Source organism: Staphylococcus devriesei (assembly GCF_002902625.1).
GTDB classification, from domain to species: domain Bacteria; phylum Bacillota; class Bacilli; order Staphylococcales; family Staphylococcaceae; genus Staphylococcus; species Staphylococcus devriesei.
Window position 1 is genome coordinate 1 of the sequence record NZ_PPRG01000027.1, and the last position, 25,437, is coordinate 25,437.

Annotated in this window: 29 protein-coding genes; 2 read left to right on the forward strand and 27 right to left on the reverse strand. The window is 34.3% G+C overall.

Annotated features, from left to right (window positions below):
• Positions 1–113: 113 nt before the first annotated feature.
• A complete protein-coding gene (locus CD147_RS04245) occupies positions 114–557 on the forward strand; it encodes a YwpF-like family protein (protein WP_103166202.1) in 444 nt (147 codons plus the stop codon).
• A gap of 83 nt (positions 558–640) precedes the next feature.
• Here the strand turns inward: CD147_RS04245 and fabZ are convergent, their stop codons facing one another.
• The 27 genes from fabZ to fdaB form a co-directional block, all read right to left on the reverse strand.
• Positions 641–1,078 (reverse strand): 3-hydroxyacyl-ACP dehydratase FabZ, encoded by a 438-nt coding sequence (gene fabZ / locus CD147_RS04250; RefSeq protein ID WP_103166203.1) that lies wholly within the window; start codon positions 1,076–1,078, stop codon positions 641–643.
• Positions 1,079–1,192: 114 nt separating this feature from the next.
• A complete protein-coding gene (murA, locus tag CD147_RS04255; RefSeq protein ID WP_103166204.1) occupies positions 1,193–2,458 on the reverse strand; it encodes a UDP-N-acetylglucosamine 1-carboxyvinyltransferase in 1,266 nt (421 codons plus the stop codon).
• Between the two features lie 98 nt (positions 2,459–2,556).
• Positions 2,557–2,787: a DUF1146 family protein gene (locus CD147_RS04260; RefSeq protein WP_103166205.1), complete on the reverse strand. Its 231-nt coding sequence runs from the start codon at positions 2,785–2,787 to the stop codon at positions 2,557–2,559.
• A gap of 386 nt (positions 2,788–3,173) precedes the next feature.
• Entirely contained in the window at positions 3,174–3,575 is a 402-nt protein-coding gene (locus CD147_RS04265) for a F0F1 ATP synthase subunit epsilon (RefSeq protein WP_103166206.1), read from the reverse strand.
• A gap of 21 nt (positions 3,576–3,596) precedes the next feature.
• On the reverse strand, positions 3,597–5,009 hold the full coding sequence (gene atpD, locus CD147_RS04270) for a F0F1 ATP synthase subunit beta (protein WP_103166207.1): 1,413 nt from the start codon (positions 5,007–5,009) through the stop codon (positions 3,597–3,599).
• A gap of 20 nt (positions 5,010–5,029) precedes the next feature.
• Positions 5,030–5,896, reverse strand: a complete 867-nt coding sequence (atpG, locus tag CD147_RS04275; protein ID WP_103166208.1) for an ATP synthase F1 subunit gamma — start codon at positions 5,894–5,896, stop codon at positions 5,030–5,032.
• A gap of 31 nt (positions 5,897–5,927) precedes the next feature.
• Positions 5,928–7,436: a F0F1 ATP synthase subunit alpha gene (gene atpA / locus CD147_RS04280; protein WP_103166209.1), complete on the reverse strand. Its 1,509-nt coding sequence runs from the start codon at positions 7,434–7,436 to the stop codon at positions 5,928–5,930.
• A 21-nt stretch (positions 7,437–7,457) separates the two neighbouring features.
• On the reverse strand, positions 7,458–7,997 hold the full coding sequence (locus CD147_RS04285) for a F0F1 ATP synthase subunit delta (protein WP_103166210.1): 540 nt from the start codon (positions 7,995–7,997) through the stop codon (positions 7,458–7,460).
• On the reverse strand, positions 7,997–8,527 hold the full coding sequence (locus CD147_RS04290; RefSeq protein WP_174694349.1) for a F0F1 ATP synthase subunit B: 531 nt from the start codon (positions 8,525–8,527) through the stop codon (positions 7,997–7,999). Before CD147_RS04290 ends, CD147_RS04285 begins: the two co-directional genes overlap by 1 nt.
• A gap of 86 nt (positions 8,528–8,613) precedes the next feature.
• The gene (gene atpE / locus CD147_RS04295) at positions 8,614–8,826 is read right to left on the reverse strand and encodes a F0F1 ATP synthase subunit C (protein ID WP_011275238.1); all 213 of its coding nucleotides are present in this window, start codon (positions 8,824–8,826) and stop codon (positions 8,614–8,616) included.
• A gap of 29 nt (positions 8,827–8,855) precedes the next feature.
• Positions 8,856–9,581, reverse strand: coding sequence for a F0F1 ATP synthase subunit A (atpB, locus tag CD147_RS04300; RefSeq protein ID WP_103166212.1), 726 nt, complete (start codon positions 9,579–9,581; stop codon positions 8,856–8,858).
• A gap of 26 nt (positions 9,582–9,607) precedes the next feature.
• The gene (locus CD147_RS04305) at positions 9,608–9,958 is read right to left on the reverse strand and encodes an ATP synthase subunit I (RefSeq protein ID WP_103166213.1); all 351 of its coding nucleotides are present in this window, start codon (positions 9,956–9,958) and stop codon (positions 9,608–9,610) included.
• Positions 9,959–10,116: 158 nt separating this feature from the next.
• Positions 10,117–11,250 carry a non-hydrolyzing UDP-N-acetylglucosamine 2-epimerase gene (wecB, locus tag CD147_RS04310; RefSeq protein WP_103166214.1) on the reverse strand — a complete coding sequence of 378 codons (1,134 nt, stop codon included), beginning with the start codon at positions 11,248–11,250 and terminating at the stop codon, positions 10,117–10,119.
• 18 nt (positions 11,251–11,268) lie between these two features.
• Entirely contained in the window at positions 11,269–11,898 is a 630-nt protein-coding gene (upp, locus tag CD147_RS04315) for a uracil phosphoribosyltransferase (RefSeq protein WP_103166215.1), read from the reverse strand.
• Between the two features lie 28 nt (positions 11,899–11,926).
• Complete coding sequence (gene glyA, locus CD147_RS04320) at positions 11,927–13,165, reverse strand: serine hydroxymethyltransferase (RefSeq protein ID WP_103166216.1); 1,239 nt, start codon at positions 13,163–13,165, stop codon at positions 11,927–11,929.
• Between the two features lie 24 nt (positions 13,166–13,189).
• Complete coding sequence (locus tag CD147_RS04325) at positions 13,190–13,714, reverse strand: TIGR01440 family protein (protein ID WP_103166217.1); 525 nt, start codon at positions 13,712–13,714, stop codon at positions 13,190–13,192.
• Between the two features lie 109 nt (positions 13,715–13,823).
• On the reverse strand, positions 13,824–14,240 hold the full coding sequence (locus CD147_RS04330; RefSeq protein ID WP_103166218.1) for a low molecular weight protein arginine phosphatase: 417 nt from the start codon (positions 14,238–14,240) through the stop codon (positions 13,824–13,826).
• Positions 14,237–15,280, reverse strand: coding sequence for an L-threonylcarbamoyladenylate synthase (locus CD147_RS04335; RefSeq protein WP_103166219.1), 1,044 nt, complete (start codon positions 15,278–15,280; stop codon positions 14,237–14,239). Before CD147_RS04335 ends, CD147_RS04330 begins: the two co-directional genes overlap by 4 nt.
• Positions 15,281–15,371: 91 nt before the next feature.
• Positions 15,372–16,208, reverse strand: coding sequence for a peptide chain release factor N(5)-glutamine methyltransferase (prmC, locus tag CD147_RS04340; RefSeq protein WP_103166220.1), 837 nt, complete (start codon positions 16,206–16,208; stop codon positions 15,372–15,374).
• Positions 16,195–17,271 carry a peptide chain release factor 1 gene (gene prfA, locus CD147_RS04345; protein ID WP_103166221.1) on the reverse strand — a complete coding sequence of 359 codons (1,077 nt, stop codon included), beginning with the start codon at positions 17,269–17,271 and terminating at the stop codon, positions 16,195–16,197. Before prfA ends, prmC begins: the two co-directional genes overlap by 14 nt.
• The gene (locus tag CD147_RS04350; RefSeq protein ID WP_103166222.1) at positions 17,271–17,870 is read right to left on the reverse strand and encodes a thymidine kinase; all 600 of its coding nucleotides are present in this window, start codon (positions 17,868–17,870) and stop codon (positions 17,271–17,273) included. Before CD147_RS04350 ends, prfA begins: the two co-directional genes overlap by 1 nt.
• A gap of 234 nt (positions 17,871–18,104) precedes the next feature.
• The gene (locus CD147_RS04355) at positions 18,105–18,362 is read right to left on the reverse strand and encodes a type B 50S ribosomal protein L31 (RefSeq protein WP_103166223.1); all 258 of its coding nucleotides are present in this window, start codon (positions 18,360–18,362) and stop codon (positions 18,105–18,107) included.
• Positions 18,363–18,482: 120 nt separating this feature from the next.
• Positions 18,483–19,799: a transcription termination factor Rho gene (gene rho, locus CD147_RS04360; RefSeq protein ID WP_103166224.1), complete on the reverse strand. Its 1,317-nt coding sequence runs from the start codon at positions 19,797–19,799 to the stop codon at positions 18,483–18,485.
• Positions 19,800–20,066: 267 nt separating this feature from the next.
• Positions 20,067–21,494 carry an aldehyde dehydrogenase family protein gene (locus CD147_RS04365; protein ID WP_103166225.1) on the reverse strand — a complete coding sequence of 476 codons (1,428 nt, stop codon included), beginning with the start codon at positions 21,492–21,494 and terminating at the stop codon, positions 20,067–20,069.
• Between the two features lie 224 nt (positions 21,495–21,718).
• Positions 21,719–22,054, reverse strand: a complete 336-nt coding sequence (locus CD147_RS04370; RefSeq protein WP_103166226.1) for a winged helix-turn-helix transcriptional regulator — start codon at positions 22,052–22,054, stop codon at positions 21,719–21,721.
• 129 nt (positions 22,055–22,183) lie between these two features.
• Positions 22,184–23,455, reverse strand: a complete 1,272-nt coding sequence (locus CD147_RS04375; RefSeq protein ID WP_103166227.1) for a UDP-N-acetylglucosamine 1-carboxyvinyltransferase — start codon at positions 23,453–23,455, stop codon at positions 22,184–22,186.
• A 378-nt stretch (positions 23,456–23,833) separates the two neighbouring features.
• Positions 23,834–24,691, reverse strand: a complete 858-nt coding sequence (fdaB, locus tag CD147_RS04380) for a class IIb fructose-bisphosphate aldolase FdaB (protein WP_103166228.1) — start codon at positions 24,689–24,691, stop codon at positions 23,834–23,836.
• A gap of 204 nt (positions 24,692–24,895) precedes the next feature.
• Here fdaB and CD147_RS04385 point away from each other — a divergent pair, with 204 nt between their 5' ends.
• On the forward strand, positions 24,896–25,417 hold the full coding sequence (locus CD147_RS04385; RefSeq protein ID WP_103166229.1) for a DUF2529 family protein: 522 nt from the start codon (positions 24,896–24,898) through the stop codon (positions 25,415–25,417).
• Positions 25,418–25,437: the final 20 nt, after the last annotated feature.

Sequence of the window (25,437 nt, forward strand, 5' to 3'; positions counted from 1 at the left end):
CCTATTTATACTCAAAATTTGATATTTTTAAAGAAAATAGTTAATAAATTACTGCTAAATTTGATAATTCATAAACTTTTGTATAATTTAAAATAATTTGGGGATGTGAGAAAGTGAAAACGTTTAAAGCGGTACGCTTCCAAATCATAAATGAAAATGGTAGGGTAACTGAATTTGAATTAGAAGATGGCGTTATTATTAATAAAGAAAATAGTGGCACTGGCTGGCTATTAGAAATTGTAATTTCAAATGCCCATTATGAAACAATGCAGAAATACTACGATGAACAAACATTATTAGATATACGAGTAGTTATCACAAGACCTTCTAATGATCCAGCCTTATTTGATGCTACAATTAGAAATATCTCAACTTATGAGAAAACAATGTCGATTGTCTTTGACTGTCATATTTATACTTTACGCCAAGTTTATGCTGAAAGTTTATTAGAACAATTGATTGATGAAGGTTTGTCAGGTGAAGAATTAAAAGTTACTTTCAATCGCATGATGCAATCTAAACCTAAGCTAAAAGAAGAAAAATTTGATCGAGAATAACATTAATTAAGCCTTAGCCATAAAAAATGGCTAAGGCTTAATTTTAGCTTATAACTAGTTAAAATCACTCTAATTAGATACATTTATGCATCTTGAATAGCAAAAGTAAGTTCACAACTACACGCTAGTTGTCCATCGACTGTTGCTTTAGCTGTACCCTTACCTATAGGTCCTTTAATTTTAGTAATTTCTACTTCTAGCATTAAAGTATCCCCTGGAGTAACTTGTCTTTTAAAACGGCATTTATCAATTCCAGCAAACAAAGCTATTTTACCTTTATTCTCTTCACTATTAAGCATTGCTACAGCTCCTGTTTGAGCTAATGCTTCTGTAATTAGAACACCGGGCATTACTGCATAGTCAGGAAAATGACCTTGGAAGAAAGGTTCGTTACCTGAAACTTGTTTTAAACCCACGCAACGCTTTCCTTCTTCATACTCAACAACTCTATCGATTAATAAAAAAGGTTGTCTATGCGGGATGATTTGTTTGATTTGATTATAATCGAAAATTGTTTCCATAAATAATAACCTCCAAAAGTAGAGGATGAGACGTTTAAATCATATTCTAGGTGTTGATCCAAATTGCCTCAACCTTTTTCTAAATCATATATTTAAGCATTATGCTCATTAGAATTAATCATTTACTCTTTGAATATCGGCACCTAGCGATTTTAATTTTTCATGGAAATTAACGTAACCACGATCTAAATGCTTTAATTCAGTTACTTGAGTAGTGCCTTCAGCTACTAATCCAGCTAAGATTAAGGCCGCTGCTGCTCTTAAATCAGTCGCTTTTACTTGAGCACCTTGAAGTTGGCTCTTACCTTCAATCTTAGCGCTTCGTCCTTCGACAGTAATATTAGCGTTCATACGTCTAAATTCAGCAACATGCATAAAACGATTTTCAAAGACTGTTTCCGTAATCACTTTATGACCTTCAGCAGTAAGTAATAAAGCCATCATTTGTGATTGCATATCAGTTGGAAATCCTGGATGAGGAAGTGTCTTAACGTCTACAGGTTTTAATTCATCATCAACCGTTACACGCACGCCTTCCTCTTGAAAATCTAATTTAACACCCATTTCTTCTAATTTGTAAATTAGACTAGTCATATGTTCTTTAACAGCATCACGTACAAACACATCGCCTCTGGTAATCGCAGCTGCAATGATTAATGTTCCGGCTTCAATTCTATCTGGAATAATAGAATGCTCAACGCCTTTTAATTTTTCTACACCATGAATGGTAATCGTATCAGTACCAGCACCAGTCACTTTACCACCCATTTCATTAATGTAATTGGCTAAATCAACAATTTCAGGTTCTTTAGCAACATTTTCAATAACTGTTTTACCTTTAGCTAGTGATGCGGCCATAATAATATTTTGAGTAGCGCCTACACTAGGAAAATCTAAATGAATACTTGCGCCTTTTAAGCCATCTTTAGTGCTAGCATAAATATTTCCATTTTCTAAATGGATTTCTGCGCCTAATGCCTCAAACCCTTTAATATGTTGTTCAATAGGACGAGCACCGATTGCACACCCTCCAGGAAGCGCAACGATAGCGTGGCCTAAACGAGCTAATAAAGGTCCCATCACTAATACACTAGCTCTCATTTTACTAACATATTCATATGGTGCTTGCTCGTTAAGTGTTGAAGAGGCGTCTACTGTTACAGCGCCATCCTCTTTATGGTATTCAACTTTAGCATTTAAAGTTTTTAATACATTATTAATTGTTACAACATCGCTTAAATCTGGAACGTTTGTTAATTTGCTTGTTCCTTCAGATGCCAATAATGATGCAGTTAAAACAGGTAATACTGCATTCTTTGCACCTTCGACTTTAACTTCTCCAGTAAGGCGATTGCCTCCATTTATTACTATTTTATCCATTTTAATCCTCCACTTTAACTCCTATTACTTCTATCATTTCCCATTTTTCAAATAATTATTTACTAATTATATCCATTTTTTAAATTATTTTACAGTTATCAAAATAAATATTTTACTTGTGTAGAATACTGTAATAAATCAACTAAAAAGTTGGTTACTGCTGTTCCTAATAAGATTGCTAAAAAAATCAAGCAAACTTGAACTTGAGTAGTATACCCTTTTTTAAAGAGATTATCCAACTTAAGAGAGTTTAATGCCCAATAAGCAATACAAATACAAATCACATATAAAATTAAACGTATAACTGCAAATTGTCCAATATAATCCATATCTTACTCTCCTTAGAGATTACTGTATTATATTGTACCTTAAATAGGTAGAGAATGATACTAATGATAATCATCAAACATACAAAAAAAGCGAGATAATTTCTATTATCTTTTCGTGAGTTTTGTAGTCTAATCTTAGTTATTTGGATTTAATAAAAGGTAAATTGGAGTTTCAACGCATAGGGAGTTTATACAATTATTTACATACTAAAAAGAGACTAAGCCACTTTATATAAATGACTTAGTCCCTTTATTTATTGGCAATAGTTGATTGAAACAAAGAGAAGTTCGAGTATCTCTTTCTTTACCTCTATTCAACATTGCTAGTGCGAGACTATGAAATCTTTAAAAATTTATAAAGTTTCTGTCTCGCTCTTTTATTTAATTTATTTCAATTCAGCTACACGTAAGCGATTTTCAGCTCTGGCTAATGCTCGCTGAGCTCGGTAAATATCACTGTTATCTTCATCTTCCAAATGAGATTTTGCTCTTTGACGGGCTAATTTTGCTCTTTCAACATCAATCTCACTAGCAGTTTCAGCTGTTTGGACAATAACACTTACTTTATGATGTCTAATTTCAACAAAGCCACCACTAACAGCTATATATTCAGTGCCATTTCTAAAATTAACTTTTACATGGCCTGTTTTTAATGCGGCAACTGTCGGGATGTGTCCACTCATGATACCCATTTCACCAGCTGTTGTTTGAAAGACAACTAGTTCAACTTCATCTTTTTCGTAGACTGAACCATTAGGAGTGACAATATCAAGATTTAATGTACTCATTATCTATACCTCCTAATTATTTTAGACTTCAACACCCATATCTTTTGCTTTAGCAATTACATCATCCATGCTTCCTACTAAACGGAACGCATCTTCTGGAATGTGGTCGTATTTACCATCTAAAATATCTTTGAAATTAGCTACTGTAGTTTTAACTGGCACGTATGATCCTTTTTGACCAGTAAACTGTTCAGCAACGTGGAAGTTTTGAGATAAGAAGAATTGAATTCTACGTGCACGACTTACTGTAAGTTTATCTTCTTCAGATAATTCGTCCATACCGAGAATAGCAATGATATCTTGTAATTCTCTATATTTTTGAAGTGTAGATTGAACGTCACGAGCAACCTCATAATGTTCTTGACCAACAATTGATGGTTCTAAAGCTCTTGAAGTTGATGCTAACGGATCTACCGCTGGATAAATACCCATTTCAGTTAATTTACGCTCTAAGTTAGTAGTTGCGTCTAAGTGGGCGAATGCAGTTGCTGGCGCCGGGTCAGTGTAGTCATCTGCTGGTACGAATACTGCTTGGATAGACGTTACAGAACCTTTATTTGTTGATGTAATACGTTCTTGTAATTGACCCATTTCAGTTGCTAATGTTGGTTGGTAACCAACGGCTGAAGGCATACGGCCTAATAAAGCTGAAACCTCAGAACCGGCTTGAGTAAATCTGAAAATATTATCGATAAATAAAAGTACGTCTTGGCCTTGTTCATCACGGAAATATTCAGCCATTGTTAATGCTGATAAAGCCACACGCATACGAGCACCTGGTGGCTCGTTCATTTGGCCGAATACCATTGCTGTTTTCTTAATTACACCACTGTCTTTCATTTCATAGTATAAGTCATTACCTTCACGTGTACGTTCTCCGACACCTGCGAATACTGAAATACCACCATGTTCTTGAGCGATGTTATTAATTAATTCTTGAATTAAAACGGTTTTACCAACTCCGGCACCACCGAAGAGACCAATTTTACCACCTTTAATGTAAGGTGCTAATAAATCTACGACTTTGATACCTGTTTCAAGAATTTCTACCTCTGTAGATAATTCGTCAAAATTTGGTGAAGGACGGTGAATAGGATCACGTCTAACAGTAGTATCTAATTCTCCATCTAAATCAATAGTATCTCCTAAAACATTAAATACGCGACCTAATGTTACTTCGCCTACAGGAACACTGATATCTTTACCAGTGTTCTTAACTTCCATACCACGTTGAACGCCGTCTGTTGAATCCATGGCAATCGTACGTACCACGTCGTCCCCTAATTGTAAAGCTACTTCTAATGTTAATTCGAAAGTGCCATCTTCTTTAGGTACGTCAATGATAAGGGCGTTGTTTATTTCAGGTATTTCATTATGTTCAAAGCGAACGTCAATTACAGGACCCATAACCTGAGTTACACGGCCAATACCCATGTTGTTTCCTCCTTTAAATATTAATCAAATGCTGCGGAACCACTTACAATTTCAGTAATTTGTTGTGTGATTTCGGCTTGTCTTGCTCTATTGTATTTTAATGATAAGTCATCAATAAGTTCAGTTGCATTATCAGAAGCATTTTTCATAGCAGTCATACGTGCTGCATGTTCACTAGCTTTTGCGTCAAGAATCGTTCCATAAATTAAACTTTCAACATATTGTGGAAGAATAACACTTAGGATTGATTCTTTATCTGGTTCAAATTCGTATGAAGACATTTGACCTTTACCTTGGCTAGAATCTTCTTGAGATAATGGAAGAACTTGTTTAGTAGACGGTTTATTTTCAAGAACACTAACATAATGACTATAGTAAATCTTCAATTCATCAATATGTTCTTCACTGAAAAGGTCAACTGCATGTTTTGCAACAGCTTGTATTGATTTAAATGAAGGTTGATCAGGAACATCAACAAGTGAATTCTCTATTTCATAACCTCTATTTTTAAGGAAATCAACACCAGTTTGACCAAGCACAATAATGCTATATTCATCACTACTTGAATGTTTTTCTTTAATATCTTCAATGAGTCGTTTGAGTACATTTGAACTATATGCACCTGCTAAACCTTTATCACTTGTAATGACTAAATAGCCACTACGTTGAACTTGTCTAGGTCTTAACATTGGATGACTAGAGTTTTTACTTGCTCCAGCTATAGCTGTAATAGCATCTTGCATCTTTTCCATATATGGTTCAAATTGATTAGTATTCTTTTCAGCTCGACGTAATTTTGAACTTGATACCATGTTCATTGCTTTGGTAATTTGTTTCATCTTTTTAGTCGATTTAATACGACCATCAATTTCTTTTAGAGAAGCCATTATCTCACCACCTTTTCGATTTAAAGTTTAATTATTCAGATTTGCTAAAACTTTTCTTGAATTCACTAAGCGTTGCATCAAATTTATCGTCAGATGGTAAGGCACCAGTTTCTCTGATTTCACTTAATAAGTCTGAACCATTTGATTTAGCCCAACTATTTAGTTCTTCTTCGAAACGGCTGATATCTTCTACTGGAATATCATCTAAGTAACCTTTAGTTAATGCGTAAATAATTAAAACTTGATTCTCAACTGGTAACGGTTTGTTTTGATCTTGTTTTAAGACTTCAACCGTACGTTTACCACGTTCTAATTTCTTAGCAGTAAATTCATCTAAATCTGAACCGAACTGAGCAAATGATTCTAATTCTCTGTAAGAAGCTAAGTCTAAACGTAGCGTACCGGCTACTTTCTTCATAGCTTTAATTTGTGCTGAACCACCTACACGTGATACAGATTGACCTGCGTTAATGGCTGGTCTTACACCAGAGAAGAATAAATCAGATTGTAAGAAGATTTGACCGTCAGTGATAGAAATAACGTTAGTAGGAACGTATGCTGAAATATCTCCAGCTTGCGTTTCAATAATAGGTAATGCAGTAATTGAACCGCCACCTAAAGAATCATTCAATTTAGCCGCTCTTTCTAATAGTCTACTATGTAAGTAGAATACGTCACCTGGATAAGCTTCACGACCTGGTGGTCTACGTAATAATAGTGATAATTCACGGTAAGCAGCCGCTTGTTTAGTTAAATCATCATAAACCACAAGAACATGTTTACCATTAAACATAAATTCTTCGCCCATTGTTACTCCTGAATATGGAGCAATATAAAGCAATGGTGATGGTTCTGATGCTGATGCTGAAACAATAATTGTATAATCTAGCGCACCAGCTTGACGTAACTTTTCAACATTAGCTCTAACTGTTGAATCTTTTTGACCAATCGCAACATAAATACAGATTGTGTCTAAACCTTTTTGGTTTAAGATAGTATCAATACCGATTGTTGTTTTACCAGTTTGTCTATCCCCAATGATTAACTCACGTTGACCACGGCCAATTGGTACTAAGGCATCAATTGCTTTAATACCTGTTTGTAACGGTTCGTCTACTGATTTACGAGCCATTACTCCAGTTGCTTTCTGTTCAACTGGACGTGTTTTAGTTGTATTGATTGGTCCTTGACCATCAATAGGTTGACCAAGTGGGTTAACTACACGACCGATAAGTTCTTCACCTACTGGTACTTCCATGATTCGTCCAGTACGTCTAACTTCATCGCCTTCAGTAATTTCACTATAAGGTCCTAGAATAACTACACCCACATTTGATTCTTCAAGGTTTTGTGCTAAACCAAGAACACCATTTGAGAACTCTACAAGCTCACCAGCCATACAGTCGTTTAATCCGTGAATTAATGCAATACCGTCACCAATTTGAAGAACGGTACCAACATCAGTTACAGACATTTCAGACTCATAATTTTCAATTTGTGAGCGTAGTAAAGCACTGATTTCTTCAGCTTTTATGGCCATCTATGTCACTCCTCTTTTATTTTAGTTAACTCTTTTAAATTTACGTTCAATTTGTTCTAAATCTTTTCTAACACTACCATCTAGTACCGTTGTACCGACTTTCACTCTAAATCCACCAATTAGATTAGGATTAATTTTAGTCGTAATATGTACTTGAGCTAGTTTTGTTTTATTAATGATTAATGCTTTAATTCTTTCAAGTTCTTCGTCGCTTAGTTGATAAACTGATTCAACAATAGCCGAGTCTTGATTGTAATGTTCATTATATAGACTTTTAAACTCTTTAAAGATTGAATTAATAAGTTCTAAATGACGGTTGTTAGCAAGAATCATTAACATATTTTTTAAATAGCCATTCGCCTCGCCAAATACATGCTCAACAAACTGACGTCTTTGAGATGCCGGTTGATTAGGATTTGAATCTATGGCTTTTAAATCTTTAGTATAGTCTTGAGTAGCATGATTCACTACTTCTAATTCTTCATACATTAAATCCAAGTTTTCTTTCTTAAGAGATACGTCAAATAATGCTTTAGCGTATTTATTTGCTACGTTTGCCATTATTTATCGCCTGCCTCTTTAAGATACTTATCAACTAGTGCTTTTTGATCTTGTTCAGAAATTTCTTTTTGTAAGACTTTAGAAGCGATCAATACTGATAATTCAGAAACTTGGTTATTAATATCTGCAAGTGCTCTTTCTTTTTCACTATTGATTTCACTCTGTGCTGTTTCAATCATGCCGTTTGCACGAATATTAGCCTCATGTAGAATATCTTCTTGTTGCTTACGTGCTTGCACTCTAGCATCTTCGAGAATACGTTGAACTTCATCTTGTGTTTCTTTAAGTGTCTTTTTATTTTCTTCTTCAAGTTTTTGAGCGTTAAGTTTTGCTTCTTCAGCTTCATCAATATCTCTATTAATATCACGTTCACGTTTATCCATTACTTCTTTTAATGGACCCCAAGCAAATTTCTTTAATAACGCTAATAGAATAATAAAGGTAGCTAAAGTAACGAATACTGTACCCCACTCAACGCCACCACTTGCTGCGCCTAAAACGAATGAATTAGTTAATGCATTCACTGGTATATGACACTCCTTTCATTATTAATCATCACTATGTCATTAAATAAAACGAACGGCGAAGGTCCAAGAGACTTCGCCATGAAATTTTCTTATTGGAAAAGTGTCATGAATGCGATTACAACACCGATGATTGGAAGTGCCTCAACTAAACCAATACCAATGAACATAATACTCATTAATTGACCACGAGCCTCTGGCTGACGTGCTACACCTTCAACTGTTCTAGATACGATAAGACCGTTACCGATACCTGCGCCTAGTGCTGATAAACCGATTGCAATTGCTGCTGCTATTAAACCCATATTAATAATTCCTCCTAAATTTTTTTAAATTAATGTGTGTCCGCTACTTTGTGGGACATGTAAACCATTGAAAGCATAATAAAGATATATGCTTGGATTGAACCGACGAAGATTGAGAAACCTTGCCATACTAATAAACCTGGGATACTAATTATCCAACCCCAGCCGCTTTGGAAAAATAAGCCTGCTAGTAATGAAAGTAATAATTCGCCGGCGAAAATATTACCATATAAACGTAGACCAAGCGTTAATGTTGAAGAAAACTCTTCAAATACATTAATAATCGCTAATGGCCAGAAAGGTTTAAAGTAATTTCCTACATATGCTTTAGTACCACGCATTTTCACACCGTAATAATGTGTCAGCAAGATCATCATTGTTGATAATGTCAATGTTACCGTCGCATCAGCGGTCGGTGATTTCCACCATAAATAATGATCATGCGTCACTATAGCAAAGGGTAAACCTAGCATATTTGCTACAAAAATGAACAGAATCAATGTGACCGCTAAAAAGTGGAACTGACCACCCTTTTTCCAAGCCATATTACTTTCAATAATTCCTCTTACAAAGTCAAAGATCCATTCAATAAAGTTTTGTTTACCTGAAGGTCTCTTTTGCAAATTACGCGTACAAATAATAGCAATTAAAAAGACTATAACTGCAGTAATGACTAACATTAGGATACTTGCCATGTTGAAAACAATATCAAACCCGAACAAATTAAAACTTGTGAGTGGTGATTTGTGATCCATATACTCACCTCTTTCTTCATAGAATTTTACTCCCTGTGTAATAAGGGCCGTACAATGATTATTACATAAGAAATCATGAGACCAATAATTATTCCAATAATATTCACATAATCTTTAAAGAAAAACCATATTAAGCACGCAATAATTGCGACTAAGTATCTCCAAATATTGCCCGTAGAAATATGTAGATTATCAGGTTGTTTAGCCCGAGATAAGTAAAGCTCAAAGATGTATGTATTAATTAAAGAGCCTAATGATCCTATTATTAATCCCAATATGAAAGGATTAGGAATAATAACGTACAAAACAGCCAATAATATTATAAAGTAAATATAGTATTGAATGAATTGTTTAAATATGATGCTGAAACGCCCCATTATTTATGCCTCCAAATTTACTTATGACAACCACGTAAACCGTCCCACTCATACAATTTCAATAATAATATAGGGGATATAGTGTGTCAATTTTATTCAAGTTATTGCACAATTTAAAAGCTATTTCGTCACAAGTTGTTCTTATTTTTAATTAGCTTTTATCCTTTAAATTCTTTAGGTTGTTTATTTGAGAGGCCTAAATAATATTTAATACTATCACATATTCTTGTTGAAGCTTCCCCATCACCATAAGGATTTTGAGTCATCGCCATAGTTTGGTAGATAGATGTATCATCTAATAATTTCTTAGTTTCAGAGTAGACACTATCTATGTTTGTACCTATTACTTTTAACGTGCCCGCTTCAACACCTTCAGGTCTTTCAGTAACATCCCGAAGCACTAGTACTGGTTTATTCAGTGATGGTGCTTCTTCTTGAACTCCACCTGAATCCGTCAAAATTAGATACGCTTTACTAGCAAAATTATGAAAATCAACTACATCTAAAGGTTCAATTAATTTAATACGTGAGTGTTCACCAAGGAATTCTTTAGATAATTCTCTTACTTTAGGATTTAAATGGATGGGATAAACTACCACTACATCCTCATAATCATCTACTAATTTTCGAATTGCTTGAAAAACATTAATCATTGGTTGCCCAATGTTTTCTCTGCGATGTACTGTTAATAAAAGAATCCTTTTATTATTGTGTTCATCTAATACTTTAGAATTATAATCATCTTTTATTGTTAGATTTAAGGTATCGATTGCTGTATTACCGGTAACTATGATTGAATCTTGAGGTTTTTGTTCATTAATTAAATTCATCGCTGCACGAGCAGTTGGAGCAAAATGTAAGTCAGCGATGTTACTCACCATTTGGCGATTAATTTCTTCAGGAAAAGGTGCGTACTTATCTCTTGTTCTTAATCCTGCTTCCACATGCCCTACTGAGACTTGGTTATAAAATGCAGCAAGCGCTCCGGAAAATGTAGTTGTTGTATCTCCATGTACTAATACCATATCTGGTTGTTCCTCTTTGATAATTAGTTCAAGCTGATTCATTGCTCTAGATGTAATTTCTGAAAGTGTTTGCCCTTTTTTCATAACATCTAAATCATAATGAGGTTTGATATCAAACGTTTGAAGTACAGAATCTAACATTTCTCGATGTTGAGCAGTTACAACAATCATTGGCTCCAACACTGAATCATTTTCTAGTGCTTTTACCAATGGTGCCATTTTAATCGCTTCTGGTCTTGTACCAAAGACTGTCATAATCTTTCTCATATCTTATTTCTCCTAACACTATTTAGTGCCGAATAGTCTGTCTCCAGCATCACCCAATCCAGGTGTAATGTATGCTTTATCATTAAGTTTCTCATCTAGTGCTGCTATATAAATATCTACATCGTCATGAGCTTCTTTCATTTTTTCTACGCCTTCAGGTGCTGCAATTAGGCACATGAATCTAATGTTTTTAGCGCCACGCTTTTTAAGTGAATTAATCGCTTCAATTGCTGAGGCTCCAGTTGCTAACATTGGATCAACTACAATAATTTGTCTTTCGTCAATATCTTGTGGAAGCTTCGCAAAATATTCAACGGCTTTTAAAGTTTCAGGGTCACGGTATAGACCAATATGACCAACACGTGCTGCTGGAACTAAGCTTAATACACCATCCGTCATTCCTAAACCTGCTCTAAGGATAGGCACGATAGCGAGTTTTTTACCTGCTAATCTTTTAGCAGTCATAGTAGTTACAGGGGTTTTAACTTCAACGTCTTGTAGTTCTAAATCTCTAGTTACTTCGTAAGCCATTAGCATGCCTACTTCGTCAACGAGTTCTCTAAATACTTTAGTCCCAGTATTTACGTCGCGAATATAACTTAATTTGTGTTGAATTAATGGGTGATCAAATACATGTACTTTGCTCATTATTACTTTTCCTCCAATTTAAATACAATTATTCATATAATGGGTGTTTCGAAGTTAAACTAGTTACTCTTTCTCTAGCTTCTTTTAATTTTGAGTCATCATTTGGGTTTTTCAATACTAGACTAATAATACGCCCAACTTCTTTAAAAGCTTCTTCATCAAAACCTCTTGTAGTTGCAGCTGGAGTACCTAATCGGATACCACTTGTAACGAAAGCTTTTTCTTGGTCAAATGGAATAGTATTTTTATTGCATGTTATACCAATCGAATCTAACGTTGCTTCCGCTTCTTTACCAGTTACATTAACAGAGTTTTTAACGTCAACTAATAATAGGTGGTTGTCTGTTCCGCCAGAAACAATTCTGAAACCTTCTTCTTGTAAAGTTTCTGCTAAAACTTTAGCGTTTTTAATAACTTGTTCTTGGTAAGCTTTAAAATTTTGTTCTAACGCTTCACCAAACGCTACTGCTTTGGCAGCTATAACATGTTCTAAAGGTCCACCTTGGATACCAGGGAAAATTGTTTTATCAATTTCTTTTTTATATTTCTCTTTACAAAGAATTAAGCCACCACGAGGCCCTCTTAATGTTTTATGAGTAGTTGTTGTTACAAAGTCAGCATATTCAACCGGATTAGCATGTAAACCAGCGGCAACTAAGCCAGCTATATGTGCCATATCGACCATTAATTTAGCACCAACTTCATCAGCGATTTCTTTAAACTTTTTAAAGTCTAATTCTCTTGAATAAGCTGAAGTACCTGCAACGATTAGTTTAGGTTTGTGCTGTTGTGCTAATTTACGTACTTCTTCGTAGTCAATTCTCTCTGCTTCTTTATCTACACCGTACTCTACGAAATTATAAAATTTACCACTAAAATTTACTGGTGAGCCGTGTGTTAAATGGCCTCCATGGCTTAAATTCATACCTAGTACTGTATCGCCCATTTCTAATGCTACTAAGTAAACTGCCATGTTAGCTTGAGATCCTGAATGTGGTTGTACGTTAACATGTTCAGCTCCAAACAAAGCTTTTGCACGTTCAATCGCAATTGTTTCAGAAACATCTATATAGCCACAACCACCATAATAACGACGTCCAGGGTAGCCTTCAGCATATTTATTAGTCATTACAGAACCTTGCGCTTCCATAACTGCTTCAGAAACAAAGTTTTCAGATGCTATAAGTTCGATATTATTGTTTTGTCTGTTGTACTCATTTTGAATGGCCTCATAAATAACTTTATCTTGATTTTTGATATATGACATAAAAATTCCCCCTATTTTTAGAAACTACTCATATTTAGCTCGTTCACCGCCGACTTTTTTAGGTCTAGAAGTGGCAATAGTAACAATAGCTTCGCCCACTTGTTTAACACTAGTTCTAATCGGCACGCAAACATGTTTAATATGCATTCCAATTAGTGTTTGGCCAATATCAATACCCTTAGGAACAGTGATATGCTCAACAACTACTGGATCTTTCATATGTTGATACGCGTATGTTGCAAGACTTCCACCAGCATGAACATCGGGAACAACTGTGACTTCTTCCATCGTTAACGGATTAAAATCTTCTCGTTCAATAGTAATTGATCTATTGATATGTTCACAACCTTGGAATGCAAAAGAGACGCCTGTGTCTTTTTTTACCTTTTCTAGTGAATTAAAAATATCTTTAGCAACATCCATTGAACCAACTGAACCAATTTTTTCACCTATAACTTCAGAAGTCGAACATCCAATTAGGCAAATTTCACCTTCTTTAAAAAATGATTGTTCTTTCAATTCATTTAACAAAGTTGTAAGTTCTTGCATATTCATCTCTCCCTTGATTACATATTAAAAGAAGCATAGCAAACTAACTATACTTCTTCATTATAACGTATTTAGGACGTTACATATACTATTTGTATAATATTTCGCTTTATGAAACATGAGTTAATCTATCAATTAAGTAATATAATTGATTAAAGGTTTCCCGATACGTATCAATACTACCTCCGAATGGGTCATCAATGTCCATTGATTCCCCAACATATTCACTTAGTTGATATATATGTTTTTGATTTCCATAGAGATGTTGCAACTGTAATTTATGATTTTCTGTCATCGTAAGAATTAAATCACTTTGCAAGTCGTCTTCACTAAACTGTTGTGCTGTTGAAGGTTCTGGCAAGTCATTTTTCAAAATAACTTCCAATGCTTCGGGAGTAATTGCTTGACCATTAGAAGCAAATAATCCTCTAGAATTAACTTCGTCGTTCTTCAATAATCTCTTTGCTATACTTTCAGCAATCGGACTGCGACAAGTATTACCGGTACATACAAATGTTATTTTCATAAATCTTCACCTCTAACTATATGATTACCTGTAGCTTTGGTCATACGATTCATAATTGCTTCTGATTCAATTTCATCGTTAAAAGCATAAATAAACGCCCTATGAATTAAAGGATTCTCATCAATAATATGAAGAATATGATATAAATTATGATTAGCCTCTTTAACGTCAGTTTCGTCCTCGCATAAAGGAATGAAGAAAGCCTCTTGCGGAGCAAATTGTTTTAAGGTTCTCGGCAAAATGAAAGCTACATTACTCCAATTTTCACCATTTTCAATGGGGTGGGCTATGTTGGTCACCATAGAAATAGGTGTTTCTGGAGAATAATGCTTATACTTCATGCCTGGTGCAATCGGTTTATCGATAGAATTATAATCATAATAAATAACACTATCAGGTATGACTTCATTTAACATAGCTTGAGTAATCGCTCCAGGGCGCGCGATTTTAAAAGGATAACGGGTACAATCAAGCACTGTACTTTCTAAACCTTCTTCGCTTTGATCGCCATTTACAATTCCTTCAATCTTCTCATTGAGATCATTATACACATGTTGAAACGTCGTAGGTGATGGTCGGCCGCTTAAGTTAGCGCTAGGAGCAGCGATAGGCAAGTTAACATACTGTAAAATAGCTCGCCCAATGGGATGACTAGGCATACGCACTGCTATAGAGTCTAATCCTCCTGTGACTTTTTCGCACAAATAGCCTTTTTTTAGCGGTAAGATAAATGAAATTGGTCCAGGCCAAAATACATCCATAAATTTCTTTGCTTCTTCAGGAATCTCAGCCACAAAATCCTTTAATTGTTGTTGACTATGTATATGTACAATTAATGGATTATCTGATGGTCGCCCTTTCGCTTCATATATACGAGATACCGCTTGCTCATCTCTAGCATTGGCTCCCAGTCCATATACTGTTTCAGTGGGAATCGCAACTAAACCGCCATGGTTATAAATTTCTTTTATAGTTTTTAATCCTGCAAATGTTAATGGCATGTCTTTATATTCACGCATATCCCAAATCATTGTTTTCATATTTTGCGCTCCTTTCCTCACATATTGTTAATTAATATAACAAGAAGTTACTCACCCAACCTTTTCAATTAGATAAGTAACTTCACTCTGTTTACCATTTAAATGACACAATTCTGTCGATGCCATTAATATCTTTAATCACGTTCACAGTAATATTTGGATATTTATTTAAAATGATTTCTTTTAATTTCTCGCCTTGATTGTAACCAATCTCAAATGTTACATAAGCATTGTCATTTAATACTTGTGGTAAATCATCTAGTATCGCTTCATAAATAGCATAGCCTTTATTTTTCGCGAATAAAGCCACATGTGGTTCATATTTAACTACTGTATCGACCATATCATCTTTGTCATCAAAATTAATATAAGGGGGATTGGAAATTAAACCATCTAATTTAATGTTGCGCTTAATCAATGGTTTTAGTGCATCTCCCTTTAAAAATTCAACATCTACATTTAAATGGTAAGCATTATCTATTGCTAAGTCTAACGTCTCTTGAACTAAGTCTGTGGCAATAACGTTTAAACTAGGGTTTAATTTTTTTAAAGTAAGCGCTATTGCACCACTTCCTGTACCTATATCAGCTATAGTCGCTTGATCTTTACAATTTTCAAGAAAATGAAGCATTACTTCTTCAGTTTCTGGACGGGGAATTAAGCAATGTTGATTCACTTGAAATTGATAGCCATAAAATGATTGAAATCCAACGATATATTGTATAGGCTCACCTGTTAACATACGTTCTAAAGCAAGTGAAAACTTCGCTTCTTCAGCTTTAGTCATTTCATCATACATATGAATCAAATAGTCAGTTCTAGACCATCCAAATAAATCTAGCATTAACCATTCTGCTCGAGCTTGTTCATAACCTTTTTCAGTAGCTAGATCAATGGCTTGATGCAGTTTATCTTTAAAGCTCGCCATTATTTAGTTCTTTCAATTTATCAGTTTGTTCTGAAAGTGTTAATGCATCAATAATTTCATCTAACTTACCTTCCATAATTTGATCTAACTTTTGTAATGTTAATCCAATACGGTGGTCTGTTACACGACTTTGTGGATAATTGTACGTTCTTACACGTTCAGAGCGATCACCTGTACCTACAGCTGACTTACGTTGTGCGGCATATTTCTGTTGTTCTTCTTGTAATTTCATGTCATATAAACGTGCTTTTAATACTTTTAATGCTTTTTCTCGGTTTTGAATTTGAGATTTTTCAGATGATGTTGCAATAACGCCCGTTGGTAAGTGGGTGATACGTACAGCAGAGTCTGTTGTGTTGACGTGCTGACCACCCGCACCGCTAGAACGATACGTATCAATTTTTAAATCTTCATTGCGAATTTCAATTTCAACATCTTCAACTTCAGGTAATACCGCTACTGTAGCAGTTGATGTATGAATACGGCCACCCGATTCAGTTTCAGGTACACGTTGTACTCGATGTGCGCCATTTTCAAACTTTAGCTTACTATAAGCGCCGTTCCCAGAAACTGAGAAACTAATTTCTTTGTAACCGCCATGATCACTTTCAGCCGCTTCTACAATTTCTGTTTTGAAATTTTGAGATTCAGCGTATTTTGTGTACATTCTTAATAAATCACCAGCAAAGATGGCCGCTTCGTCTCCACCAGCTGCTGCTCTAATCTCAACGATAACATCTTTGTCGTCATTAGGATCTTTAGGAATTAATAAGAATTTAAGTTCTTCTTCTAACTCAGGAATAGCTGATTTCAAGCTTGAGCTTTCTTCTTTTAACATATCAATTTCTTCTTTATCGTCTGTTTCATTCAACATTTCTTCTATTTCTTCAAGCTCTTCTTTTTTACTTTTATAATCTCTATAAACATCTACCGTTTTTTGAAGATCAGCTTGTTCTTTAGAATATTTGCGTAATTTATCAGAATCATTAACGACCTCTGGGTCACTTAACATTTCATTTAGTTGTTCATATCTTTCTTCAACAATATCTAGTTGATCAAACACTATAATTCCTCCTCATCGTTAGTACTTGGTGCAACAATATGATGTGCTCTACATCTAGGTTCATAACTTTCGTTAGCACCAACTAAAATTGTCGGATCATCTATTTTAGCAGGTTCTCCATTGATTAATCGTTGAGTTCTACTTGAAGGAGCACCACACACGGCACATACAGCTTGTAACTTAGTAACTTGTTCACTGACGGCCATAATTTGTGGCATTGGTTCAAATGGTTCTCCGCGGAAATCCATATCCAATCCAGCTACAATTACTCTATGTCCATCATCTGCAAGCTTTTCAACTATATTAACAATTTCTTTATCAAAAAATTGAATTTCATCTATACCTATAACATCTACATGAGCTAAATCATGAAGCAAAATATCTTTTGCAAATGAAATATTAATGGCTTCTAGCTCATTACCATCATGCGAGACTACTTTTTCTTTATGGTAACGATTGTCGATAGCCGGCTTAAACACTATTACTTTCTGTTTGGCATAGATTCCTCTACGTAATCTGCGAATCAACTCTTCAGATTTACCACTAAACATACTTCCAGTAATGCATTCAATCCAACCTGAATGGTAAGTTTCATACATTATAAGTTCCACCTTTATCAAAACATAATCGCTTAATTATATCATATTTCTATATATTATAAATTACTTTATGTATAACTCATTCAGACCGAAAATATAATAAAATAAATTGAATATTTTAACTTAGCATATTTTTATAGTTACATAATGCTTTCAAACAAAAGTATAGAAAATAAAAAAACTGCCTACACAATTCTATATACAATAGATTAGGCAGACAGTTTAAACTTACAATTAATTGTTGTTTGATTTGAGACCAAACTTTTTGTTGAAACGTTCCACACGACCATCCGCCGCAGCGAATTTTTGACGTCCAGTGTAGAATGGATGTGAATCAGAAGATACGTCTAAACGAATAACTGGGTATTCATTTCCATCTTCCCATTCCATAGTTTCTGAAGATGTTTTAGTTGAACCACTTAAAAACTTAAAGTTAGTTGTAGTATCTAAAAAGATTACTTTGTGGTATTCAGGATGAATTCCTTGTCTCATTTTATTTTCAGCTCCTTTGCCCTGAACCATCCGGAACAGAGTTGTTTGTGAGTTTTTTACCCAATACTTGGTAATTATAATCGTTATTACTTTAAAACGCAACCCTCAAACCGATATTCATTAGATAATCGGTTTGCCAGTTTTAGTACTTTCTTTTGCTGCTTTTTGTAACTGTTGGAAAAATTCTTTATTATTTTCTGAACGTTTTAATTTTCTAATAAATCTTTCAGTAAAGTCTGTAGAATCAGTGAACATGTTTCTTAACTGCCATAGTGATTCAAGCTCAGATTTACTAATAAGTAATTCTTCTTTACGTGTTGAACTTCTACCAATATCAATTGCTGGGAAGATACGGCGTTCTGACAACTTACGATCAAGATGAAGTTCCATGTTACCTGTTCCTTTAAATTCCTCATAAATCATATCGTCCATACGAGAACCAGTTTCTACTAAGGCAGTCGCCAAAATAGTTAAGCTCCCTCCAGCTTCAATGTTACGAGCAGCCCCAAAGAATGCTTTAGGCTTATGTAGTGAAGCTGGGTCTAATCCTCCTGATAAGGTTCTACCACTTGGAGGAATAACAAGGTTATAAGCACGTGCTAAACGTGTAATTGAGTCCATTAAAATAATTACATCTTGGCCTATCTCAACAAGACGCTTAGCTCTTTCAAGTAATAACTCCGCTACTTTAACATGGTGTTGAGGTGGTTCATCAAACGTAGAGTGCACAACTTCGGCTGATTCTACTGAACGTTCAATATCAGTTACCTCTTCAGGACGCTCACCAACTAATAGAATAAATAATTTTGCATCCGGTTTATTGGTACTAATAGCATTGGCAATTTCTTTAAGTAGTGATGTTTTACCGGCTTTTGGAGGAGCTACTATAAGTCCACGTTGACCGAGACCGATTGGAGTTACTAAATCCATAATACGTGTTGAATAATTTTGGGGATCTGTTTCTAATACGATTCTTTCCTCAGGATAAAGAGGTGTTAAAGCTTGGAAGTGAGGACGTTTTTTGACTACTTCTGCATTTTCGTCATTTACAAAGTCAACTTGAAGCAAGCCATAATATTTCTCGTTATCTTTAGGCTTACGTACTTTACCAGTTACTTTATCTCCTCGTTTAATTTCAAAACGTCGAATTTGGCTAGCGGAAATATAGATATCTTTTTCACCTTTTGAATAGTTTACAGTTCTTAAAAATCCGTAGCCATCAGGTTGAATATCATCTAATACGCCTTCCATATAGTAATTTCCATCTTTTTCCATCTGCGCTTCCATAATAGCTAGAACAAGTTCACTTTTATTCAATTTACTATAGTTTGTAAGCTTTAGTGATTTTGCTTTTTGTGTCAGTTCTTTAGTTGTGTAGTTTTTATATAATTCATGAAACGATTCATATTGTGGAGATGTACGTTCTTTTTCAGGCATAAACTGCACCCATTTCTTAGTTTTTTCTAAAGACTTATTGATAATTCAGTAAGTGTTTATTCTAATTGTCTTTTTATGAAAATGCAAAATCGAATAACGCACAGTACGATTTTTTAATTATTAAAAGTCTTAAATACTAGAATTAATATAGCAAATTTTCAATTTAAATACAAAATGATTTTAATAAATTTCAAAAAATAAAACAGCACATGGAACTATTTAGGTCCCATGCACTGTTATATTTGATATATTAATTAATTGCTTAAATTATTTAAAATATCCAGCTATTGATTTTACTTCTAAGAATTCTTCAATACCATAGTCGCCCCATTCACGACCAATACCTGATTGTTTATAACCACCAAATGGTAAGTCAGGTTGAGCAGCAGCTTCATTAATTTCTATTCTGCCTGCTTCAATCGAACGTGCTACTTTTTGAAGTGTTTCTTTATCTTTACCAATGACATAACCAGCTAAACCATATTCTGTATCATTAGCGATTTCGATTGCTTCATCTAAATCGTTATAAGTGATAACTGAAGCAACTGGTCCGAATATTTCTTCTCGCGCAATTGTCATATCATTATCTACATTGACAAAGATTGTTGGTCTTGCAAAGTAACCAGTATCTAAGCCCTCTGGTTTACCTGGGCCACCATAAAGTAATTCAGCACCTTCTTCTATACCTTTATCGATATAAGATTGCACTGTATCGAATTGTTTTTTACTTATAATTGGTCCTACTTGCGTACCTTCTTCACGAGGATTGCCAACTTTAACATTACTAAATTCTTCTTTTAATGCTGATAAGAATTCTTCTTTTTTGCTTGCTGGTATTAAAATACGTGTACCAGCTGTACAAACTTGTCCAGTATTATTAACTACTTTTCCAGTAGTTGCTTTCGCTGCTTCTTTGACGTCAACATCGTCTAATACGATATATGGAGATTTACCACCTAATTCAAGTGAAACTTTCTTGAAGTCTTTAGAAGCTTTCTCCATAATCTTAGAACCTGTACGGCCTGAACCAGTAAATGACATCATTCTTACTTTAGGATGTTCACTTAAAGGATTTCCTACACCTTCGCCATCACCATTAACTAAGTTAAAGACGCCTTTAGGCACGCCTGCTTTATCAAAGATTTCTGCTAAAATAACTGCCGCAAATGGTGTTTCTTCAGAAGGTTTAAGTACAACCGGACTACCTGCTGCAAATGCCGCCGCAAGTTTTAATGATGTTTGGTTAGTTGGAAAGTTCCATGGTGTTACTAAACCTGCTACTCCAATAGCTTCTTTAGTTACTAGAGCATCTCCACGTCGTTCTTCAAATTCAAATGATTCTAAAGCTCTACTAGCTTCTTGGAAGTGATTTAAGCCCATTTGATAGTGCACACTTTCAGACATGCTAAGTGGTGCACCTAATTCATCTGTAATTGCTTCAATAATATCTTGTTTTCTATTTTTATATTCTTCTACGATTTTATCTAATAATTCTTTTCTTTCTTTAACTGAACTATGGCGAAATTCTAAATATACATCATTAGCTGCTTCAACTGCTTTATCTACATCTTTTTCATTACCTTTAGCTACTTTACCAATAACTTCTTCAGTAGCCGGATTAATAACGTCTATTGTTTCTCCACTCTCGCTATCAATCCATTCGCCATTTATATATTGTTGAGTATAATTTCTCATCAATTCTTCACTCCTTAAGAATCGTTATATTCTATGTGTATCCTTTCTGTTAAAAATTAAACATAGCATTTTAATAAGGAATAAGAATAGTAATAGTTTAAAAACTTAGGAAGCAACGATTAAAATAAAGAAAGAGAAAGTCGAATGCAACTTCATTTTATATAACTACTGACAATACTAAAGGCTGAGACACTTAATCAAAATGTCTCAGCCTTAATAATCTATTATTTAGACTTTACTTCTTCTTCGAGAGTAACGTATTTTCTAGCCCATTCTTCCATAGGCGCTAAAGCTTCCGCTAATGCCTTTCCTTTATCGGTTAATTCATAAATAATGGATACTGGACTAGTTGAAACTACTTTCTTCTCTACTAATCCCCATTCACCTAGATCAGTTAGTTTTATGCTTAATGCACGTGGAGTAATCGTCTTTAAATCCCTTTTCATATCGGAAAAGTGCGCAGTATAATCAGTGCATCGAGATAGATAATTAATGATTAAACCGTTCCAACTTCTACCAACAATTTTAAAGGTTTCTTCAAGATATGGACAGATTTCCATTGTCTTCACCTCTATTCAAAACATCTTAAACATGGTAGGTACTACAGAGGTTAGAGTATAGTTACACACGTTTAACTATTATTCGCCAACCTCATTTAGTATCTAATATAATTATTATATCAGATATCTTTATATTTGTTCAGTCCAAATATCTGCGCCTAATGTTTTTAAATTTTTAACGATATCTGTATATCCTCTATAGATATGTTTTACATTGTATACTGTTGTAATGCCTTCAGCTAATAAACCAGCTGTAATTAAACACGCCCCCGCACGTAAATCACTTGCATAAACTTCTGCACCATTTAATTTGGAAGGTTTAATTGTAGCTGTTCCTAAAGTCATGTCCGCTTCAATGTTTGCGCCCATTTTTTTCAATTCTTCTACGTGTCTGAAACGTGCAGGATAAATTGTTTCTGTTACAAACGATGGGCCGTCTGTCATAAATAATAACGGCGTAATTGGTTGTTGTAAATCCGTGGCAAATCCAGGATAAACTAACGTTTTAATATCAACATTTTTATATGTTGACTGACGTTTAATAGTTACTTTTTCAGCATCGCTATCAACTTCTATATCGGCACCTAATTCTTTTAATTTCATTGTTAAAGCTTCGACATGTTTTGGCACGATATTATTAATCGATATCTCTTTACCCACCGCAGCAGCGATACACATATATGTTCCAGCTTCAATACGATCAGGTATGACACTATATTCAGTGCCATGTAATTCTTCTACTCCACTAATTTTTAATGAACTTGTACCTGCACCTTTAATTTCCGCACCTATACTATTTAAAAAGTTAGCAACATCTACAACTTCTGGCTCTTTTGCTGCATTTTCAATGATTGTTTGACCCTTAGCGTGGACAGCAGCAAGCATAATGTTGATTGTAGCCCCTACACTTACCATATCAAGAAAAATATTAGCGCCATGTAATTCTTTAGCCTCGATTTTCATAGATGTCTCGCTTGACTCATCAATTTCAGCACCTAAAGCTTTAAAACCTTTAATGTGTTGATCAATTGGACGAGGTCCTAATGGGCAACCGCCTGGCAAGCCAATCACACATTTTTTAAAGCGTCCTAACATTGCCCCCATCATATAGTAAGATGCACGTAAGGACTCTACTTTATTATTAGGTAGCGGTGCATTTTGAATTTCAGTAGTATCGACTTCTAACTGTTTGCCATCTAAACTCACTTTTATATTTAAATCCTCTAACAAACTGATTAGTGTCTCTACATCAGAAATTTGTGGTAAGCCATCTAACTTCACTTGACCTTGGGCTAGTAGCGTTGCTGGAATAATCGCTACAGCACTATTTTTAGCACCACTAATTGTGACTTCTCCTTCAAGCGTCTGACCACCTCGGATTTTTATTACCTCTTGAGTCATAAGTCTTTTCTCCTTTGTTTCTCATTTTTAAAATTATATATTATTAGCATTATAAGATAAAAAATCTTTATTTGTAAAACGTTAATCATGTCGACACGTAGATGCATTTAGTTTTTCAATTTAACGTAAAAATTCTATTGAATACTAATAAAGTAAGATATATAAATATTATAAAACATTTTTAGAAAATAATTAATCAAGAGTTCTTGGATTGCTAAAAAATATAAATTAAATCATAATTTATATTTAAAATCTCGCACCTTTCTTTCGAAGTTATTCTATACTATAAAGATTTCATTTGAGTATTTACCACAACAAAAACAGCCTAAGACATCTATTTGAGTCCTAGGCTGTTACTAAACAATTTATCTAATTATACTATTTAGCGCGGTTTGAAGTACCAAATTCTCTGATTTTACCTTTAACTGTTTCTTTAATTGCTTCACGAGCAGGACCTAAATATTTACGTGGATCATATACGTCTTGATCGTTATTTAAAACGTCTCTTACAGCTTTAGCAGAAGCAATTTGGTTTTCAGTATTTACATTGATTTTAGCTGTACCATAAGGAATAGCTTTTTGGATATCTTTAGTTGGGATACCAGTTCCCCCGTGTAATACTAATGGTAAGCCAGTTGATGCACCGATTTCTTCCATTTCTTTAAATCCTAATTTAGGTTCACCTTTGTAAGGACCATGAACTGAACCTAAAGCAGGTGCTAATGTATCAATACCAGTTCTTTCAACTAATTCTTGGCATTCTTTTGGATCAGCATAAATAATACCACCAACTACATCATCTTCTTGTCCGCCTACTGTTCCTAATTCAGCTTCTACAGATACACCATGTTGGTGTGCATATTCAACTACTTTTGAAGTAATTTCAATATTTTCTTCAAATGGACTGTGTGAAGCATCAATCATTACTGATGTGAAACCAGCATCGATAGCTTCTTTACATTTGTCAAAGCTTGAACCATGATCTAAATGAATAGCTACTGGTACAGTAATGTTTAAGTCATGCATTAAACCTTCAACCATTTTAACTACTGTATAGAAGCCGCTCATATAACGTGCAGCACCTTCAGATACACCTAAGATAACTGGAGCATTCTCTTCTTGAGAAGCTTCTAAAATAGCTTGTGTAAATTCTAAGTTATTTAAATTATATTGACCAACCGCATAACCATTCTCTTTCGCGTCGATTAACATTTCTTTCATTGAAACTAATGGCATGAAAGTTCCTCCTTGTGTGCAAGTGCACGATTTTTAAATCATTATATCAGAAAATTTTTTTAATTGCATGTTTATACTCATTTAAAATTTAAAACTTAAATTAGGTAGAGCATATTAAGCCACTTAATTAAGTAATTAGGTAATAATAGGACATTGCATTACACGTTATGTTTCATTACAATACTTATGAAATGGAGGATAATCATGTCTAAAATATTACATACTCAACTTATCGGTGTATTTAACCGATTAGAAAATCAAGCACTTGATATACAAATGGCCGGCCAATGTCTAATGCAAGCAATTGGTGGCGAAGGTTACGTCTATGTCAAAGGTTATGGTGATTTAAAATTCTTTGAATCATTTATTTTAGAGAGTGAAGAAAAACTCAAATCTAGTAAAAAATTATCATCACTTCAAACTTTTAGTGAGATAGATTCAACTGATCGTGTTTTTCTTTTTTCACCATTTTATACAGAAGAAGTTGCTCAAGATGTCAAGGCGTTAATCGCTAAAGACATAGATTTTGTATTAATATGTAATCATCCTAAAGTAGATGATTTTCCTGAGCAATTTATGCATTTCGTTAATTTATCAACGCCACGTCCGATTGTTTATACGGAAGACTATGATAAAATTGTGCAACCTCATACAATGGCATTTAATTATATTTATTATGAGATATACACACAAATGATAGAAATGACTCGTGATTTAGATTTATAACATAATAAAATAGAGGTTGG

Coding starts and splice junctions, on each gene's coding strand:
- fabZ (WP_103166203.1), bottom strand. CDS start 1,078: ATGGAAACAATTTTCGATTATAATCAAATCAAACAAATCATCCCGCAT.
- murA (WP_103166204.1), bottom strand. CDS start 2,458: ATGGATAAAATAGTAATAAATGGAGGCAATCGCCTTACTGGAGAAGTT.
- CD147_RS04260 (WP_103166205.1), bottom strand. CDS start 2,787: ATGGATTATATTGGACAATTTGCAGTTATACGTTTAATTTTATATGTG.
- CD147_RS04265 (WP_103166206.1), bottom strand. CDS start 3,575: ATGAGTACATTAAATCTTGATATTGTCACTCCTAATGGTTCAGTCTAC.
- atpD (WP_103166207.1), bottom strand. CDS start 5,009: ATGGGTATTGGCCGTGTAACTCAGGTTATGGGTCCTGTAATTGACGTT.
- atpG (WP_103166208.1), bottom strand. CDS start 5,896: ATGGCTTCTCTAAAAGAAATTGATGGTCGTATTAAATCGACTAAAAAG.
- atpA (WP_103166209.1), bottom strand. CDS start 7,436: ATGGCCATAAAAGCTGAAGAAATCAGTGCTTTACTACGCTCACAAATT.
- CD147_RS04285 (WP_103166210.1), bottom strand. CDS start 7,997: ATGGCAAACGTAGCAAATAAATACGCTAAAGCATTATTTGACGTATCT.
- atpE (WP_011275238.1), bottom strand. CDS start 8,826: ATGGGTTTAATAGCAGCAGCAATTGCAATCGGTTTATCAGCACTAGGC.
- atpB (WP_103166212.1), bottom strand. CDS start 9,581: ATGGATCACAAATCACCACTCACAAGTTTTAATTTGTTCGGGTTTGAT.
- CD147_RS04305 (WP_103166213.1), bottom strand. CDS start 9,958: ATGGGGCGTTTCAGCATCATATTTAAACAATTCATTCAATACTATATT.
- wecB (WP_103166214.1), bottom strand. CDS start 11,250: ATGAGAAAGATTATGACAGTCTTTGGTACAAGACCAGAAGCGATTAAA.
- upp (WP_103166215.1), bottom strand. CDS start 11,898: ATGAGCAAAGTACATGTATTTGATCACCCATTAATTCAACACAAATTA.
- glyA (WP_103166216.1), bottom strand. CDS start 13,165: ATGTCATATATCAAAAATCAAGATAAAGTTATTTATGAGGCCATTCAA.
- CD147_RS04325 (WP_103166217.1), bottom strand. CDS start 13,714: ATGCAAGAACTTACAACTTTGTTAAATGAATTGAAAGAACAATCATTT.
- CD147_RS04330 (WP_103166218.1), bottom strand. CDS start 14,240: ATGAAAATAACATTTGTATGTACCGGTAATACTTGTCGCAGTCCGATT.
- CD147_RS04335 (WP_103166219.1), bottom strand. CDS start 15,280: ATGAAAACAATGATTTGGGATATGCGTGAATATAAAGACATGCCATTA.
- prmC (WP_103166220.1), bottom strand. CDS start 16,208: ATGGCGAGCTTTAAAGATAAACTGCATCAAGCCATTGATCTAGCTACT.
- CD147_RS04350 (WP_103166222.1), bottom strand. CDS start 17,870: ATGTATGAAACTTACCATTCAGGTTGGATTGAATGCATTACTGGAAGT.
- CD147_RS04355 (WP_103166223.1), bottom strand. CDS start 18,362: ATGAGACAAGGAATTCATCCTGAATACCACAAAGTAATCTTTTTAGAT.
- rho (WP_103166224.1), bottom strand. CDS start 19,799: ATGCCTGAAAAAGAACGTACATCTCCACAATATGAATCGTTTCATGAA.
- CD147_RS04365 (WP_103166225.1), bottom strand. CDS start 21,494: ATGAGAAATTATACTCAACAATATATAAATGGCGAATGGATTGATAGC.
- CD147_RS04370 (WP_103166226.1), bottom strand. CDS start 22,054: ATGGAAATCTGTCCATATCTTGAAGAAACCTTTAAAATTGTTGGTAGA.
- CD147_RS04375 (WP_103166227.1), bottom strand. CDS start 23,455: ATGACTCAAGAGGTAATAAAAATCCGAGGTGGTCAGACGCTTGAAGGA.
- fdaB (WP_103166228.1), bottom strand. CDS start 24,691: ATGCCATTAGTTTCAATGAAAGAAATGTTAATCGACGCGAAAGAGAAT.
- CD147_RS04385 (WP_103166229.1), top strand. CDS start 24,896: ATGTCTAAAATATTACATACTCAACTTATCGGTGTATTTAACCGATTA.